Below are 15857 nucleotides of genomic sequence, written 5' to 3'. Positions count from 1 at the left end.
AGCCCGGAGGCGAGCCGCGCGGGGAGCGCGCCGAGCGCGGGCGCACCGCTCCACCCCCTCGCCGCGCCGAGACCGAGCCCGAGGATTCCGGCGGCGAGGCCGAGACTGCGCCACCCGGCCTCCGTCTCGGGCGCGGCGGCGAAGGGCAGAGCGGCGCCGAACCGCCCGGCCAACAGCCAACCGAGGCCGGCGGCGGCGAGCGCGAGCAAACCCATGCCGGTCCGCATCGCCCAGCGGGGCTTGCGCGGGCCGACCGTGCCGCGGCGCCCCCCGAGGAAGGTCGCGGCCCCCGCACGCCCGATGTAAATCCCGCCGAGGAGGACGAGCAGGACGACCAGGGACCCAGTCCCCGGGCCATGCCGCGACGCGACCGCGAGGATTGCCTCCTCGCTCAGGAACCCTGACAGGGGCGGCACGCCGGCCAACGACAGGGCCGCGACCAGAAAGGCGGCGCCGGCGAACGGCAGCGCGCGAGCGAGTCCGCCGAGCCGACCGAGGGCGCGCGTGCCCGCCCGTTCCTGCACGATGCCCGCGGCGAGGAACAGGGTCGATTTGAAGGCGGCGTGCGCCGCGAGGTGGAAGGCGGCCGCGCGCGGGCCGCCCAGGCCGAGGGCCACCATCATCTCGCCGAGCTGCGAGCAGGTGGACCAGGCGAGCACCCGCTTCAGGTCCGCCTCGGCGGTCGCGATGAGGCCGGCGGCGAGCGCCGTCGCGGCCCCGACCCAGAAGAGGGTGTCGAGCGCGACGGGCGACGCCGCGAAAACCGGGTACAGGCGCAGCACGAGGAACACGCCGGCGGCCACCATCGTGGCGGAGTGCAGCAGGGCCGAGACCGGGGTCGGCCCGACCATCGCGTCGGGGAGCCAGCCGGAAAGCGGTAGCTGGGCGCTCTTGCCGACCGCGCCGGCCAGCATGAGGAGCGCCATGGCGGTGACCGTGCCGGGGGCGATCCGGCCCCCCTCGACGGCACCGACGAGGACGTCGACGTCCGTGGTCCCTACGGCGGCGAGCGCCAGGAGCCAGCCCAGCAGGAGGCCCACGTCGCCGATCCGGGTCATCAGGAACGCCTTGGCGGCGGCCTCGGCGGCGCCAGGCTCCGCATGGTCGAAGCCGATCAGGAGGAACGAGGCGAGCCCGACCAGTTCCCAGGCCGCGAACAGGAGCGCGAGGGAGTTCGACAGCACGAGCGCCAGCATGGCGCCGACGAACAGGCCGAGCTCGGCGAAGAAGCGGGGCCGGTCGTCCCTTCCGGCCATGTACCCGAGGCTGTAGAGGCCGACGCAGAACGCGACGCCCGCGACCACCGCCGCGACGAACCACGTGAGCGGCGTCGCCGCGAGCCCGACGGTCAGCCGATAGCCGCCGCTCTCGAACCAGGTCGCCGACAGGGCGGCATCGGACGGCAACGACGCGAGGCTGGCGAGCGACAGGGCGACGGCGCCCACGACGAGCTCCCCGCCGCCCCAGGGCAGGCGGCGACCGATGCCGAGGGCGGCCGTGGCCGCGAGGAGCGGCAGGAGCGGGATGGCGAGCAGGACGGTCATCGCTTCAGGTCGGCGTAGGCGTCGACCTCGGACGTCCGGCGCTGCCGGTACAGCAGCAGGACGAGGGCGAGCCCGATGGCCATCTCGACGGCGCCCACCGTGACGACCAGGATGGCGAGGATCTGCGCGGAATAGTCGCCCGGCGCGGTGAACCGCCAGAACGCGACGACGTTCAGGCCGATGGCGTTGAGGAGCACTTCGACGCCCATCAGGATCATGACCGCCGAGCGCTGGGCGACCACGGTGTAGAGGCCGATGGCGAACAGAAGCGCGCCGACGACGAGGTAGGCGGTCAGCGGTACCGTCATCCGATATGTCCCCCGTTCCGGTGGTGGGCCTCTTGCTCGTCCGGGCGCTCCGCCACCCGATCCGGGGTCGCGAGCGGCGCGAGGCGGTCGTTCCGGATCGGCTCGGGCTTGGCGTCGACAGCGACCTTGGCGGCGCGCGAGGCGTCGTCCGGGTAGGCCGAGGGCCGGGCGAGCAGCACGGCGCCGAAGATGCCGATCAGGATCAGGAAGCCGGCTCCCTCGAAGGCGACCATGTACTTCTCCATGAGGAGATGCCCGACCCGGCGTGCCGAGTCCGCGTCCGGCACCGCCTCGGGCATCGCCGGCCAGGCCGGCCGCAAGACCAGCATCCCGACGAGCACGGCCCCGACGCAGAGGGCGAGCCAGGCCGCGACGGGGCGCACGGGCGTCACCATCGACATGTCCATGCCACCCATGTCCATGCCGCCATGACCGCCCCCGTGCGCGTGGTCGTGCCCGTGGGAAGCCTGTCCGTGTTGGTGGGCCGCGCGCTCGCCGTGCCCGCCCTGGGCCTCGTGCGGCATGGCTTTCGCCGCCCCGTCGTGCGCGTGGGCGTGGTCGCCGCTCGCCGCGCCGCCGTGCCGGGGCCGGTGGCCGCCGGAGTGGCCCTCGTGGTGTCCGGTGGCGGCGGCTTGGTCGCCGGCTTCGCCCTGCCGGTGGCCGTCCTGCCCGACCTCCGCGGGCTGGCGCGGGACGAGCCCCTTGCTGAACCAGCGCTCCAGCGGGGCCATGTCCATGCCGGCCATCATCGCCCCGCCCGGGTCGTGCATGACCAGCACCATGAACAGGATCATGACGAGGAAGCCGCCGATGTACATCATGACCTGGAGCAGCCCGATCAGGTCGGCGGACAGCAGGATGAACAGGCCGGCGACCCCGATGAAGGAGGCCATCAGGAAGATGCCCGAGCGGAACATGCTCATGGTCGTGGTCATGCCGAGCGCGCCCGCGACCGCGACGAAGGCGCAGACCAAAAAGGCGGTGAGCTCGAAGGCGGCGGTCATGCCCGTGGTCCCACGCCGAGAAGGATCAGGCCGCCGACGAGGAGCACGTTGACGAGACCCGCCGGGATCAGGACCTTCCAGGACAGCGCCAGCATCCCGGCCGTCGAGAACGGCCGGACGCAGCGTCCGAGCCCCAGCATCAGCGCCATCAGGGCGTAGGTCTTGGCCAGCATCCAGGCCCAGCCCGGCAGCCACGGCCCGGACGGCCCCCCGAGGTAGAGCACCGCCCCGACCGCCGCGACGACGAGGAGCACGCCGGCGAGGGCGACCCGCCACAGGAGGCCGGACCAGCCCCCGGCCGCGCCGAGCACGCCGCCGCCGATGGATCCGGCGAACGGCTCCAGGAACGGAGCGCGGTAGGACTGCATCAGCCCGGTGACGAGGTAGAGGAGGAAGCCCGTGGGCTGCAGGACGACGAACCACAGGTCTCGCTGCGCCTCGACGACGGCGACCGTCGACAAGGAGCGTGCCATCATGACCACGCCGACATAGGCCAGGCCGAGCGGCACCACGTAGGCGACGAGTTGGGCCACGATGCGGTAGCAGGCCTCCACGGCGTCGGGCGTGTTCGCGCCCCAGCCGGCGAGCGCCAGGCCAAGTACGACGAAGTCGACGACGACGATGACGTAGAAGAGGCCGACGCCGAGATCCCGGCCGATCAGACCCGGCCCGAACGGGATGACCACCATGGCAAGTGCGACCCCGCCAAGCGCCACCGCCGGCCCGGCCGGCAGCAGCCAGCGGTCGGCGTTGGGCAGGTCCAGGCCGCGCCTGAGGTCGACGTCGCGCGCCGGCCCGGCCTCCAGGCCCCGCCGCGAGAAGAGGCGCTCGACCGCAAGGGTCAGGGCGGCGCCTCCGAGGAGCGCAGCCAGCACCGCCGCGGCGCTCGCCACTACTCCCATCGCAGGCCGCCCATGCCCCAGGCGTAGGCGATGCCCGCCGAGAGGAGCGCGATGAACACCAGCATGTCCAGGAACGCGGTCACGCCGATATCGGCGAAGACGACCGCCCAGGGATACATGAAGATCATCTCCATATCGAAGGCGAGGAAGATCAGCGCGTATACGGCGTAACCGAAGCGGAACTGCGCCCAGGCCTGGGGTGCACGGCTCGTCCGCCTCGGGACCCGCGCGAATGCCGCCGCGGCCAGCAGCGCGAGGCCGGCGGTCATCAGCAGCACCAGCGCCACGAACGCGTAGTCGCTCACGGTCGACCCCGGCAGCGGTTCCATCCTTGCTCCTCCCCTCCCTCGACGGGCTTCGCTCGCCAGGCCCGGGCCACGGGACCGCACCGCCCCTGCGCCTGGAACCGATGTCGCGACGGCGGGATACGCCCCGGCCTTCCTCAATCTTCCTTGAACGCCCGCCGGACCTGATCGTTGAGGGGCTTCGTCAGGTAGGAGAGCACCGTCCGCTCGCCCGTCTGGATGAAAACCTCGGCCGGCATGCCCGGCACGAGCTTGATCCCCTTGAGCCGCGCGACGTGGTCCGGTTCCGGCTTGACGTGGACCTTGAAGAAGCTCGTGCCCGTCTTCTCGTCCGTGATCTGGTCGGCGGCGACGAGGCTGACCGTGCCCTCGATCTCCGGGGTGGTCCGCTGGTTGAACGCGGTCAGGCGCAGCACGGCCTTTTGTCCGAGCCGGACCTGGTCGATGTCCTTCGGGGCGACCTTCGCCTCGATCACGAGCGTGTCCGCCCTCGGGACGATCAGCATGATGGGTTCGCCCGGGCTGACCACCCCGCCGATGGTGTGGACGGCGAGTTGGTGGACCATGCCGTCCTGCGGGGCCCGGATGTCGATGCGCTTGAGCTGGTCCTCGGCCGCGACCCGCTTCTCGACGAGCTCGGCGATCTTGGCCTGCACCTCGCTCAACTCCTTCGCCACCTCGCTGCGCAGGTCCTGGTCGACCTGGATCACCTGGAGCTCGGTCTCGGAGATCTTTCCCTTCGCCTGCGCGACGGAGGCGACGAGCTGCCCGTGCTCGCCCTCCAGGCGGGCGGCGTCGCGCTCCAGGGCGGTCACGCGCTGGATGGGGACCAGGTTCTTGCGCCAGAGGTCGCGCACGCCTTCGAGCTCGCGGTTGATCAACTCGGTCTCGCGCCGCTTGCCGGCGATCTGGCCCGTCAGGCCCTGGATCTCCTCCCGGAGCTGGCCGGTCCTCTCCTTCAGCTGCGCCTTCTGGCCCGCGCGGGCGTCCCGGCGCAGCTCGAACAGCCGGGTCTCGCCTGCCATCACCCTCCCCGCCTCCGGGTCGCCTTGGGCGCGGCCCCGGAGGACGGCCGCGAACGAGACCCGGGGGACGCCGTCGCGTTCCGCCTCCAGGCGGCCCTGGCGCGCGGTCAGCTCGGCCAGGCTCTTGTCGACGACGGCGAGGTTGGCGCGGGTCACGGTCTCGTCCAGCCGCATGACGACCTGGCCGGCGCGCACGAGGTCGCCGTCCCGGACCCGCAACTCGCCCACCACGCCTCCGGTGGGGTGCTGCACCTTCTTGACGAAGGAATCGACGACGAGCGTCCCCGGTGCCACGACAGCGCCGGCGAGCTCGGTGGTGGCCGCCCACCCCCCGAGGCCGACGGTGAGCAGGGCGGCGGCCGCCAGGCTCAGGACGAGGTGGCGCCGGACGGAGCGGCGGATGTCCCAAGGGCGCTGCGCGCTCATGCCCGCGCTCCTTCTGACAGGGCCCCTTCGGCGTCGGCGACCACGCGCAGCGGCACCGGTCTCTCGGATGGCGGGCGCTCCTTGCCCTCGACCCGAGGCAGCCGGGCGCTCGCGGCCGCGGCCGGGCGCTTCAGGGCGGACAGGACCTCATCCTTGGGCCCGAAGGCGCGGACCCGGCCGTCCGCCATGAACAGCACGCGATTGACCGCCGCGAGGGCGCTCGGGCGGTGGGCTACGATGATCACGGTGCCGCCGCGGGCGCGCACGTCCCGAATCGCGCGGTTCAGGGCGTCCTCGCCCTCCGCGTCGAGGTTGGAGTTCGGCTCGTCGAGGACGACGACGAACGGCTCGCCGTAGAGGGCGCGCGCCAGCGCGATGCGCTGGCGCTGCCCTCCCGACAGGGCGGCCCCGCCTTCGCCGATGGGCGTGTCGTAGCCCCTCGGCAAGGAGCACACCAGGTCGTGGACGCCGGCGGCGCGTGCGGCGGCGACGATGGCCTCGGAGGGCGCGTCCGGGTCGAAGCGCGCGATGTTCTGCGCCACCGTGCCGGCGAAGAGTTCGACGTCCTGCGGCAGGTAGCCGATGTGCCGGCCCAGCACCTCCGGCGGCCACTGGTCGAGGGTGGCGCCGTCGAGCCGGACGCAGCCGCGGAGCGGCGCCCAGATCCCGACCAGGGCACGGATGAGCGAGGACTTGCCGGAGCCGCTGGCACCGATGACGCCGAGCCCCTCGCCGGCCCGCAGCGAGAAGGTGGCGTCTTCGACGAGGGCATGTTCGAGCCCGGGGGCCGTGACCGTCACGGCCTCGACCCGGACGCTCTCGCAGGGGGGCGGCAGGGCGACGCTCAACCGCTCGCTCGGGAACGAGGCGAGGAAGGCCTTGAGGCGCCCCCAGCCCTGCCGGGCCGCCACGAGCGATTTCCAGTGCGCCACCGCCAGCTCCACCGGGGCCAGGGCCCGGGCGACCAGGATCGAGCTCGCGATCATGATGCCGCCCGTCGCCTCGCCCGCGATCACGAGGTAGGCGCCGACGCCGAGCACCAGGGATTGCAGGGTAAGGCGCAGCACCTTGGCCAGGGCCCCGAACCCGCCGGCGACGTCCGATATGCGCCGCTGGGCCACGAGGTTGCGCTCGCTCGCCTCGGCCCAGATGTCGCCCGTGCGCGGGGCCATACCCATTGCCCGCAGAACCTCGGCATTGCGCCGGCCGGCCTCTGCCAGGGTGTAGCGCTGTCCGGCCGCTGCGGCCGCTGCCCGCGACGGACGGCGGGTCAGGAGGTCCGTGACGAGGGTGATGGAGACGAGAAGCAGCGCACCCCCCAGCACCGCCGCGCCGATCCAGGGGTGGAAGGCGAAGCAGAGCAGCAGGTAGAGGGGGATCCAGGGCAGGTCGAACAGGGCGGCCGGCCCCGGGCTCGACAGGAAGGTGCGAACCTGGTCGAGGTCGCGCAGCGGCTGCAGTCCGTCGCCGTGACGCGAGGCGACGAGCGGGGCCTGCACCACGGCGTCGTAGGTGCGGCGCCCGAACGCCCGGTCCACGGACGCGCCGATCCGGACGAGGAGGCGGTTGCGCAACACGTCGAACAGGCCCTGGAAGCCGTAGAGGACGAGAACGATGGCGGCGAGCCCGAGCAGCGTGGGCACGCTGCGGCTCGGCAGCACCCGGTCGTACACCTCCAGCATGAACAGCGAGCCGGTGAGATAGAGCAGGTTCACCAGGGCGCTCAGCAAGCCGACGCCGAGGAGCGCGCCCCCGATGCCGGGACGCACCTCGGCCGTCGTGAAAGACGGTTCGTCATCCTTAGCCGCCGCGGCGTTGTTCGCGAGCGCGGTTGGCTGCATGTCGTTCTGCCTCATGCGACGGGACTCGCGCGCGAGGGCGCGGCGGCCTTCAGGTGCCGGCCGGGCAGCGCGAAGCGCCCGGCCGCTCGGCCCCGCGGATTGGCGCGGGGCCGCACCCGGTCAGGCGAGCATGTAGTCGTGCTCCGGGCTGGCGGAGGCCTTTGCGGTCTCCTGGAAGATCAGCCTGGAGCCGTCGCCGGTGATCGCCGGGTCGTTAACGAAGGCGCCCCGCGTCGCGTCGTCGGCGTTCCACATGAAGTCGTCCTGGGCCATCTGGCTCCTCGTCAGGCCCTGGAGGAGGATCGAGCCGTCTCCCTGACCCGTCTGCCAGCTCACCAGGACGCCGCCCGAGACGTCGGCGACCGTCACCTCGTCCGGCGTGATGTCGCGGAAGGCGATGTGGTCGAATGCGCCGGGGCCCGCATCGAAGCCGCCCGAAACGATGTCGTTGCCGGTGTCCGGCCCCACGATGAAGGCGTCCGCCCCGTCGCCGCCGTTCAGCACGTCGTCGCCCCGGCCGCCGTCCAGCATGTCGTGGCCGGCCCCGGCGTAGAGCACGTCGTTGCCATCCTCGCCCATCAGGTTGTCGGCCTGGTCCCCGCCGTAGAGCTGATCGGCGCCGCGGCCGCCCATGAGGTGGTCCTGCCCCGCGCCGCCGTCGAGGACGTCGCGCCCGGCATCACCGGATAGGTCATCGTCCCCCGCGCCGCCGGAAAGACGGTCGGCGCCATCCTGACCATAGTAGAAGTCGCGGTCGCCCGTACCCGCGAAGATGTCTCGGCCCGCCGTGCCGACCTTCACGTTGAACTCGTCGAAGCGGAAGACGTCCTCGGCGGTCGTCTCGCTGCCCATGCCGGGGGCGGACAGGTTGCCGCCTTCGTCCTTGATGAACTTGTCGGCGGTGACGGTCTCCGCGTCGGCGCCTGTGGGGCGGATGACCTGGCGGTCGTCCGTGAACATGAAGTCGTCCTGGGCGAGTCGCGACTTGTCGAAGCCTTCCAGCAGGACCGAGCCCCGGCCTTCGGCGACGTCCCAGCTGATCCGCACGCCCGCGTCGGTGTCCTCGAAACGCAGGTCCTCGGCGTTAAGGCCGCGCACCGCCAAGTGGTCGAGGATGCCCGGGCCGCCCTGGAAGTCCCGGATCACGTCGTCGCCGCTGTCGGGGCTGATGACGAAGGCGTCGCCGCCGGGCCCGCCCACCAGGATGTCGTCGCCGGCCCCGCCCTCAAGGTCGCCGTGGCCGACCCCTTCGTCGAGGTAGTCGCGCCCGTCCTCTCCCCGGAGGCCGTCGGCCGCGTCGCCGCCGACGAGCACGTCGGCCCCCCTGCCGCCGTCGAGGTGGTCCATGCCGCCGTTGCCGACCAGGACGTCGCGACCGTTGCCCCCGAGCAGGTCGTCGTTCTCGCCGCGGCCCGCCAGGTAGTCGGCGCCGCCGCGCCCGAAGGCGGTGTCCAGCCGTTCCGTCCCCGGCTGGATGTCCGAGCCCGATCCACCGATGAACAAGCGGTGCTCGCCGAAGCTCAGCGGGGTGTCCAGCTCACCGTCGAGGGAGCTCCGATGCTGCGGTTTGTGCGTCATCTGGCGGGTCCTTGTGCCGATGGAGGGAAGCCGACGGGCCGGGCCGGAGGCGGGCACCTCGGTCTGTACCCCCATGGGGTACACATGACCGAAACCGCGCTTGCGGGCTCGTGGTTTCCAGTCTCCAAGCAATTCGGGACGCATTGCCGCAGCGTCCGCGCCGTTGGCCGGGGTAAGCGTCGTTACCGGTAGCGGCGGCGCCCGGTCGTGCCTGCGCGCTCCGGGGAGCGTACCCTGCCCAGGTAAGGGCCGGTCGGCAGTCCGGCACCAGGGCAGGGCCCGACCGCCATCCGGCCGCGCCGGTTGCCGCGAAGCCGGTCGTCGACCGTCGGCAGGGCCGGCCTCGCTAACGGATCTGGCCGACGGGACGCGCGATGGCGAGCACGCCTTTCAGGCCGCTCCCGAAACGGGCGATGCTCTCGCGGTGACCGCGCAGCTCGCTGTAGGGCAGGTAGCGGAGATCTAGCTCGGCCACCCGCGAGAAGGCTGGCCGGGCGAACTGTGCCCGGACGTCGTCCTCCCGATTGTCGGGAGCGACGAGGAAGAAGTTCCGGGCGGTCCCGCCCTCGGCCCCGAGGGCCAGATCCAGCATGCGGACGATGCCGGAGTAGATGCTCGTCGTATGCTCGACCTCGAAGGCTGCGGCCAGGTCCTGGCTGGCCTTGTCGATCCAGATCACGTCGATGAGGCGGACGGTCTCGGCCGAGGCGGTCGCGGCCAGCCGCCCGGGCAGGCGTTGCAGGCATCCGTCGGAGAGCCGGCCCGCGCCGTAGGGCCGGTTGCCGTCGTTCGAGGCGATCCAGACGTCGAAGCCGAGCGCGAGGCCGAGGTCGCGCAGCCAACCCTGAACCTCGGTGTGGGTGTGGTCGGCTTCGCGGGCGGCCTGCTCCGCCTTCGACGCGGCGCCGGTCGCCTCCACCCGCACGCGTTCGAGGTTCTCGCGCCAGCGCTCCAGCGCGGCGGAGGTGTCGCGCTCCGGCAGCGGATACCGACCCGATCCCACGTCGAAGAGGAAGCCGGCGACGGCACCGAAGTCGTTCGACAGGAGCGAGCGATGGGTCTTGTTGAGGTCGAGGATGCCGCGCCGCATGGCGAGATACTCGTCCCACTTGCCGAGCTTCACGTTGGCGCCCGTCAGGGCGTTGTAGCCCTTCACGATGGCCGTGTTGAACGGCGGAACCCAGGTTGGGTGCAGGAAATAGAGCAGGTTGGCCGCGGCCGGCCCCAAGCCCTTGATGCGGGCCTGGTCAAGCGCCTGTATCGCGGACACCACGTGCGCCTCGGCGTTGCAGCAGAGGCAGGTTTCGAGGAAGCGCCCGAACGCGACCTGGTTGGCGCGATCCTCGTAGATGTCAGGGATGCGCAGCTTCGGCTTCCAGAGGAAGGCGTGGTCGGCACCTTTGAAGACCTGGCGCTGCTCGGCGATGGAATGGACCACCGTCTCCAGCGAGGAGCCCCGGTAGGCGTTGCCGAAGGTGTCGGCCTTGACCTCGTCGACGACCGCCTGGATGCCGCGTCGGATCGACCGGAAGTTCTTGATGCGCTCGTCCCAGAGGAACCAAGTGCGGTAGGAAGCACCGGCATCCTCGCGCCAGTGCCGGATGAGCTTGCCGACCCAGGCGTCGTCCACGTTCGTCATCGCCCCAAGGCTCGGCCGCGCTGCAGGGGACTTATGCCCCGGCCGGGTATCCGGCACCACAAGATCCGGCTTGGTCCGGCGCGGTCTCTTGCGATCCTGGGAGGGTGTCGCAACCGCGCAACGTCCGCGCGCCGGCCATCACGGCAGGCGGCCGAAGGGCCTGCCAAGCCGCGATCCGGCCTTCGGCCAGGACGTACGGCGTGTGAACGGGGTCCGCCCGCAATCGGGAGGACCCCTCCCGATCCCTCGACCGTGCCGTTAACGCCCCCTGCCCCAGGTCGCGCAGGAGGGTCCATCATAGGCCGCTCTCGTACCGGATCGACGAGCGGTCCTCAGGCCGCGGACACCTTTCGCCGAAGCCCAGCGTGGCCGTCAGGAAGCGGGATGGCGCGCCGTGAACGATGAGGCGTCGAACCGGAAGCCACCACGCCGTTGCGGTCCCGTGATCCGGGAAGCGGTCTCCCAGGTGGGTGGTCCCATGGCCCGTGTCGGGGGGCCGGCCGGGTGACGCCGTCAGTCCGACGGCCCCGAACCCGGCCACGCGGTCCCGGATCGGGTGATGCGCATCCAGGTTCGGAATGTGCGGGGGCGCCGGGCGTGAGGGGCGCGCCGAGCGAGGTCGCGGGCGGCGAGGCCGGGGTCACCGGCCCCATCGCGGCGCCCCCGGAGCCGGGGCGCTCGGCCCCGGCACCGGCCGTGTCGCGCTCGGCCAGGAGACTCACCCGGCCTGTACGGGCGTATAGCCGGCCGACACGACCGCCCTGGCGACGGCGACCGCGTCCGTCGTCCCGCTGACCGTGAGCGTCTTCGTGGCCAAGTCCACGCTCGCCACCGCGCCGGGCATATCGCGCGCGATGGCGGCGGTGACCGCCCGCACGCAATGGCCGCAGGTCATGCCGTCGACCCGCAGCACGACCGCGTCGGGCCGCGCCGAACCGGAAGCGGAAGCCGGGCGAGCGGTGAGATTGTTCGTGCAGCAGCACATTTGGGAACCTCCTCGGTTGGGATCCCCACGCAAATGGTCGTTCCCATGGTGGGAAGGTCAAGGGCCATCCCTGGCATTCGAACGCATTCTCTGCGGGACCACGAGATCGCCCGCACCGGAAGGCCCGCCTCGAAGGCCCCTTGACCTTCCCATTGTAGGAAGCCCCATCTCGGGAGCCATCGACGTTCGAGGGAGACGAGGATGGCCGCACAAGCGACTGCCGAAGGAGCCAGGCGGAACGGGACGACGTTCGAATTTCCGGTCCGGGGAATGAGCTGCGCCTCGTGCGTAGGGCGCGTCGAGACGGCGGTCCGCGCGGTGGTGGGGGTGCAAGCGGCCAACGTGAACCTCGCCACCGGACGCGTCAGCGGCGTCCTGGCTGCGGGCGCGAGCGACATTGCGGTCGCCGACGCGGTTCGCGGGGCGGGCTACGAACCCGTCGAGGTCGTGACGGAGCTGCGCGTTTCCGGCATGACCTGCGCGTCCTGCGTCGGCCGTGTCGAGCGGGCGCTCGGCCACGTCCCGGGCGTTCGTGACGCCACCGTGAACCTCGCCACCCAGCGCGCGTCGGTGCGCCACCTCGGCGGGGCCGGCATGGCCCAACGCATCGTCGCGGCGGTCGCCGCGGCGGGCTACGAGGCCGAGCCGGTGCGCGACGCCGCGGCGGCCGGCGACCGCGAACGGGCGGAGCGCGAGGCGGAGATTGCGGCTTTGCGCCGCTCGGTGCTTCTGGCCGCGCTCGCCACCGCACCGCTGCTCGTCTTCGAGATGAGCGCGCACCTCTCCGGCAGCCTGCACGAGGCTCTGACGAGAACCCTCGGTCAGGGCATGCTCACGCTCCTGTCCCTCGTCTTCGCCAGCCTCATCCAGTTCGGGCCCGGCTTGCGCTTCTACGCCAAGGGCATCCCGGCCCTCCTGCGCGGCGCGCCCGATATGAACAGCCTGGTGATGCTCGGGACCAGCGCGGCCTACGGCTTCTCGGTCGTCGCGGCGCTAGCGCCCTGGCTCCTGCCCGCCGGCACGGCCTACACCTACTTCGAGGCGGGCGCCGTGATCGTGACGCTCATCCTGCTGGGACGATGGTTCGAGGCCAGGGCAAGGGGCCGCACGAGCGACGCGATCCGGCACCTGCTGACGCTCCAGGCGCGGACGGCCCGGGTCGTGCGCGACGGGGTCGAGACGGAGGTCGACGTCGAGGGGGTCCGTCCCGGCGACGTCGTCGCCGTGCGGCCCGGCGAGCGCCTGCCCGTCGACGGTACCGTGCTCGACGGCGCCTCCTACGTCGACGAGGCGATGGTCACCGGCGAGCCCGTCCCCGCGCGCAAGGCAACCGGCGACGAGGTCATCGGCGGCACCGTGAACGGCACCGGCAGCTTCCGCTTCCGGGCCACCAAGGTCGGGTCCGACACGTTGCTGGCGCAGATCGTGCGCACCGTCGAGGCGGCGCAAGGGTCGAAGCTGCCGATCCAGGCCCTCGTCGACCGGGTGACGACTTGGTTCGTGCCCGCCGTGCTCGGCGCCGCGGCCGTCACGCTCGGGATCTGGCTCGCCTTCGGCCCGTCTCCCGCCCTGGCCTTCGCGCTCGCCAACGCGGTCGCGGTGCTGATCATCGCCTGCCCCTGCGCGATGGGCCTCGCGACGCCGACCTCGATCATGGTCGGAACCGGCAAGGCGGCCGAGTTCGGCATCCTGTTCCGACGCGGGGAGGCGCTCCAGGCGCTGCGGGACGCCCGGGTGATCGCGCTCGACAAGACCGGGACGCTGACCAAGGGCACGCCCGAGCTGACCGACATCGCAGTCCTGCCTGGCTTCGACGAGGACACCGTGCTGCGGCTCCTGGCCTCGATGGAGGCGCGCTCGGAACATCCCGTCGCGGCGGCCATCGTCGCGGCCGCGCAGCGGCGCGGGGTCCGACTGGCGGAGGCCGTCGGGTTCGAGGCGATCCCCGGGTTCGGGGCACGCGCCATGGTCGAGGGACGCCGCGTCGAGGCCGGCGCCGACCGCCTCATGCGGCGGCGCGGCCTCGACCTCTCCGCCCTTTCCGGCGCGGCCGAGCGGCTGGCCGACGACGGTCGGACCCCCCTGTACGTTGCCGTGGATGGTGTCCTGGCGGCCCTGGTCGCGGTCGCCGACCCGATCAAGGAGAGCACGCCCGAGGCCATCGCGGCCCTGCGGCGCCTCGATGCGCGGGTGGTGATGGTCACCGGCGACAACCGTCGCACCGCCGAGGCCGTCGCGCGCCGTCTCGGCATCGACGCGGTCGAGGCGGAGGTGCTGCCGACCGACAAGGCCGACGTCGTGCGCCGGCTTCAGGTGGATGGGACCGTTCCCGTGGCCTTCGTCGGCGACGGCATCAACGACGCCCCCGCGCTCGCGCAGGCCGACGTGGGGTTGGCCATCGGCACCGGAACGGACATCGCGGTGGAAAGCGCGGACGTCGTGCTGATGTCCGGCGACCTGCGGAACGTCGCGAACGCCGTCGCGCTGTCGCGGGCGACCATCCGCAACATCCGCCAGAACCTGTTCTGGGCCTTCGCCTACAACGCCGTGCTGATCCCGGTCGCCGCCGGTGCACTCTATCCGGCCTTCGGCATCCTGATGTCGCCGCTGTTCGCCGGCCTCGCCATGGCCTTCTCCAGCGTCAGCGTCGTCCTGAACGCTCTCCGCTTGCGGGCGTTCGCGCCGATGCTCCAGGCCACGAAGGCTGCCGCTTCCTAGGCGCCGCCCCGGGCCACGGTCGGGGACGGCCCCGGCCGGCGCGGGCTCGACCGCGGCGGCGCCGCGTCCTAGACCCGGAGGCGGTTGCGAAGGCCCGGCCCCGGTCACCCGTCCAGCGGAGGGCAAAGCCATGAACATCGGTGAGGCGGCCAAGGCCTCGGGGGTCTCGGCCAAGATGATCCGCTACTACGAAAGCATCGGCCTGATCCGGCCGGCGGCGCGCTCCGGGGCGGGTTACAGGCTCTACGGTGACGAGGACGTGCACGCGCTCCGCTTCGTGCGGCGCGCCCGCAGCCTGGGCTTTCCCCTGGACGAGGTCGCCGCCCTGCTTGGCCTTTGGCACGACAAGCGGCGGGCCAGTTCCGAGGTGAAGGCCGTGGCAACGCGGCATGTGCGCGACCTCGAAGCGCGCATCGCCGAGATGCAGGCCATGGTCCGGACCCTCAGCCATCTCGCCGAGCATTGCTCGGGCGACGACCGTCCGGATTGCCCGATCCTCGATGACCTCGCCGGCACCGCGCCCCGGTCCCCCGCGGGTCGTCCCGATAGCCGGCGACGCGCGGAACACGCCTGACGGCATTGACGCGCAGGCGAGGCCGGCAGCCGCCGGACGACGGGGTCGAGCGACCGGGGATGTGGCCTTCGCCTCCCGTCACTCGTGGGGCCGGCCTGTCGTCGGCCGCTCCCTAACCCGGCGCAGCCAGACGCGGTGCCGCCGCTTGGGCCCGTCGGGACGGCGTGAGGTCTGACGGGATTCGACCTCTCAGGCCATGTGCGCCAAGCGGATCGGTCGGCGCGCGCCGGCCGCCGCGGGGCCGGCTGGCACGGTGGATGACGCTGCGCGGCGGGCAGCGCTCGCCCCGTCGCGCTCGGCGGCGGGCATGCCTGACATCGGGGTGACCCATGCCGGCTGCGGCACCGCCACGCTGGGGCGGACGCGGCGCCGGCACGAAGGGCAGCGAGCGCGCGGCTTGGGCCCCCTCGCGAACGCCGCACCGGCGAGGTCGCCGCGTTCAGGCGGCCATCTTCCGGCAGCTCTCGGCGCAGCGGCGGCACTGCTCGACGCAGGCTTGCATGTCGCCGACCTGCTCGCAGCTGCGGGCGCAGTCCTCGCAGACGTCGGCGCACTCGGCGCAGGTGTGCTTGTGGTGCGCGGTGCCGAGCAGCATGAAGTGCGCCGAGGTCCGGCAGATCTCGGCGCAGGCCAGCATCAGCCGGAAATGCTCGGGCTCGACGTGCTTGCCGCCGGCCGGGAGGCAGTGGTTCGAGGCCATGCCGAGGCAGGTCTGATAGCAGCGCAGGCACTCGTCGATGCAGGACTGCATGTCCGGGCTCATCTGATGCATTTGGCGGCTCGCATTGTTGGGGGTGGGGTCAAGCCTTACTATGAGGAGCGGCCCGCAAGCTCAGGCGGAGCTCGGGGGCTCGCGATGAATCAACATACCCTTTTGGGGTATGGTTCCGGGTTGCGGGCCGTCGCTCGGGGTCGTGTCCGTCAATGAGGTGGAAATTCGGGGTGGAGTTGGAGCGGCCATCGGTCAGGCGGCCTGAGGTGGAATTGCTGTGAGGGTGTCGTCGAGCA

13 protein-coding genes are annotated in these 15857 nt (G+C 72.1%); 2 read left to right on the top strand and 11 right to left on the bottom strand.

The window, feature by feature from the left end:
- The 10 genes from MET9862_RS24545 to MET9862_RS24500 all read right to left on the bottom strand — a co-directional run.
- The coding region (locus MET9862_RS24545) for an NADH-quinone oxidoreductase subunit 5 family protein (RefSeq protein ID WP_142585595.1) at nucleotides 1-1544 on the bottom strand (1544 nt) is incomplete at its 3' end.
- On the bottom strand, nucleotides 1541-1852 hold the full coding sequence (gene nuoK, locus MET9862_RS24540; protein ID WP_012454430.1) for an NADH-quinone oxidoreductase subunit NuoK: 312 nt from the start codon (nucleotides 1850-1852) through the stop codon (nucleotides 1541-1543). The genes nuoK and MET9862_RS24545, both read right to left, overlap by 4 nt.
- Nucleotides 1849-2856 carry an NADH-quinone oxidoreductase subunit J family protein gene (locus MET9862_RS24535; protein ID WP_066919343.1) on the bottom strand — a complete coding sequence of 336 codons (1008 nt, stop codon included), beginning with the start codon at nucleotides 2854-2856 and terminating at the stop codon, nucleotides 1849-1851. Before MET9862_RS24535 ends, nuoK begins: the two co-directional genes overlap by 4 nt.
- Complete coding sequence (locus tag MET9862_RS24530; RefSeq protein ID WP_066919345.1) at nucleotides 2853-3758, bottom strand: complex I subunit 1 family protein; 906 nt, start codon at nucleotides 3756-3758, stop codon at nucleotides 2853-2855. Before MET9862_RS24530 ends, MET9862_RS24535 begins: the two co-directional genes overlap by 4 nt.
- Nucleotides 3749-4087 carry an NADH-quinone oxidoreductase subunit A gene (locus tag MET9862_RS24525; RefSeq protein ID WP_012454427.1) on the bottom strand — a complete coding sequence of 113 codons (339 nt, stop codon included), beginning with the start codon at nucleotides 4085-4087 and terminating at the stop codon, nucleotides 3749-3751. The genes MET9862_RS24530 and MET9862_RS24525 overlap by 10 nt, the downstream gene beginning before the upstream one ends.
- Nucleotides 4088-4200: 113 nt before the next feature.
- Nucleotides 4201-5514, bottom strand: a complete 1314-nt coding sequence (locus MET9862_RS24520; protein ID WP_142585594.1) for an HlyD family type I secretion periplasmic adaptor subunit — start codon at nucleotides 5512-5514, stop codon at nucleotides 4201-4203.
- Complete coding sequence (locus MET9862_RS24515; RefSeq protein ID WP_142585596.1) at nucleotides 5511-7355, bottom strand: type I secretion system permease/ATPase; 1845 nt, start codon at nucleotides 7353-7355, stop codon at nucleotides 5511-5513. The genes MET9862_RS24520 and MET9862_RS24515 overlap by 4 nt, the downstream gene beginning before the upstream one ends.
- Nucleotides 7356-7475: 120 nt before the next feature.
- Nucleotides 7476-8933, bottom strand: a complete 1458-nt coding sequence (locus MET9862_RS24510; RefSeq protein WP_012454424.1) for a calcium-binding protein — start codon at nucleotides 8931-8933, stop codon at nucleotides 7476-7478.
- 346 nt (nucleotides 8934-9279) lie between these two features.
- Nucleotides 9280-10572, bottom strand: a complete 1293-nt coding sequence (locus MET9862_RS24505; protein WP_012454423.1) for a type II restriction enzyme NmeDI-related protein — start codon at nucleotides 10570-10572, stop codon at nucleotides 9280-9282.
- A gap of 718 nt (nucleotides 10573-11290) precedes the next feature.
- Nucleotides 11291-11557, bottom strand: coding sequence for a heavy-metal-associated domain-containing protein (locus MET9862_RS24500; protein WP_012454422.1), 267 nt, complete (start codon nucleotides 11555-11557; stop codon nucleotides 11291-11293).
- A gap of 201 nt (nucleotides 11558-11758) precedes the next feature.
- Between MET9862_RS24500 and MET9862_RS24495 the strand changes: the two genes are divergently transcribed.
- Nucleotides 11759-14275, top strand: coding sequence for a heavy metal translocating P-type ATPase (locus MET9862_RS24495; RefSeq protein ID WP_012454421.1), 2517 nt, complete (start codon nucleotides 11759-11761; stop codon nucleotides 14273-14275).
- Between the two features lie 130 nt (nucleotides 14276-14405).
- Entirely contained in the window at nucleotides 14406-14849 is a 444-nt protein-coding gene (gene cueR / locus MET9862_RS24490) for a Cu(I)-responsive transcriptional regulator (RefSeq protein WP_012454420.1), read from the top strand.
- Between the two features lie 439 nt (nucleotides 14850-15288).
- Here cueR and MET9862_RS24485 read toward each other — a convergent pair whose 3' ends face one another.
- Nucleotides 15289-15621: a four-helix bundle copper-binding protein gene (locus tag MET9862_RS24485; RefSeq protein WP_142585592.1), complete on the bottom strand. Its 333-nt coding sequence runs from the start codon at nucleotides 15619-15621 to the stop codon at nucleotides 15289-15291.
- Nucleotides 15622-15857: the final 236 nt, after the last annotated feature.

The sequence above is a fragment of the Methylobacterium symbioticum genome (genome assembly GCF_902141845.1).
In the GTDB taxonomy this organism is placed as follows: domain Bacteria; phylum Pseudomonadota; class Alphaproteobacteria; order Rhizobiales; family Beijerinckiaceae; genus Methylobacterium; species Methylobacterium symbioticum.
The sequence above is the reverse complement of the archived record's forward strand: the minus strand, read 5'-3'. Positions and strand labels throughout refer to the sequence as shown.

Excerpts from the sequence above, each read along its gene's own strand:
- MET9862_RS24530 (WP_066919345.1), bottom strand. The coding sequence starts at position 3,758 with ATGGGAGTAGTGGCGAGCGCCGCGGCGGTGCTGGCTGCGCTCCTCGGA.
- cueR (WP_012454420.1), top strand. The coding sequence starts at position 14,406 with ATGAACATCGGTGAGGCGGCCAAGGCCTCGGGGGTCTCGGCCAAGATG.
- MET9862_RS24525 (WP_012454427.1), bottom strand. The coding sequence starts at position 4,087 with ATGGAACCGCTGCCGGGGTCGACCGTGAGCGACTACGCGTTCGTGGCG.
- MET9862_RS24510 (WP_012454424.1), bottom strand. The coding sequence starts at position 8,933 with ATGACGCACAAACCGCAGCATCGGAGCTCCCTCGACGGTGAGCTGGAC.
- MET9862_RS24505 (WP_012454423.1), bottom strand. The coding sequence starts at position 10,572 with ATGACGAACGTGGACGACGCCTGGGTCGGCAAGCTCATCCGGCACTGG.
- MET9862_RS24485 (WP_142585592.1), bottom strand. The coding sequence starts at position 15,621 with ATGCATCAGATGAGCCCGGACATGCAGTCCTGCATCGACGAGTGCCTG.
- MET9862_RS24515 (WP_142585596.1), bottom strand. The coding sequence starts at position 7,355 with ATGCAGCCAACCGCGCTCGCGAACAACGCCGCGGCGGCTAAGGATGAC.
- MET9862_RS24495 (WP_012454421.1), top strand. The coding sequence starts at position 11,759 with ATGGCCGCACAAGCGACTGCCGAAGGAGCCAGGCGGAACGGGACGACG.
- MET9862_RS24520 (WP_142585594.1), bottom strand. The coding sequence starts at position 5,514 with ATGAGCGCGCAGCGCCCTTGGGACATCCGCCGCTCCGTCCGGCGCCAC.
- MET9862_RS24535 (WP_066919343.1), bottom strand. The coding sequence starts at position 2,856 with ATGACCGCCGCCTTCGAGCTCACCGCCTTTTTGGTCTGCGCCTTCGTC.
- MET9862_RS24500 (WP_012454422.1), bottom strand. The coding sequence starts at position 11,557 with ATGTGCTGCTGCACGAACAATCTCACCGCTCGCCCGGCTTCCGCTTCC.
- nuoK (WP_012454430.1), bottom strand. The coding sequence starts at position 1,852 with ATGACGGTACCGCTGACCGCCTACCTCGTCGTCGGCGCGCTTCTGTTC.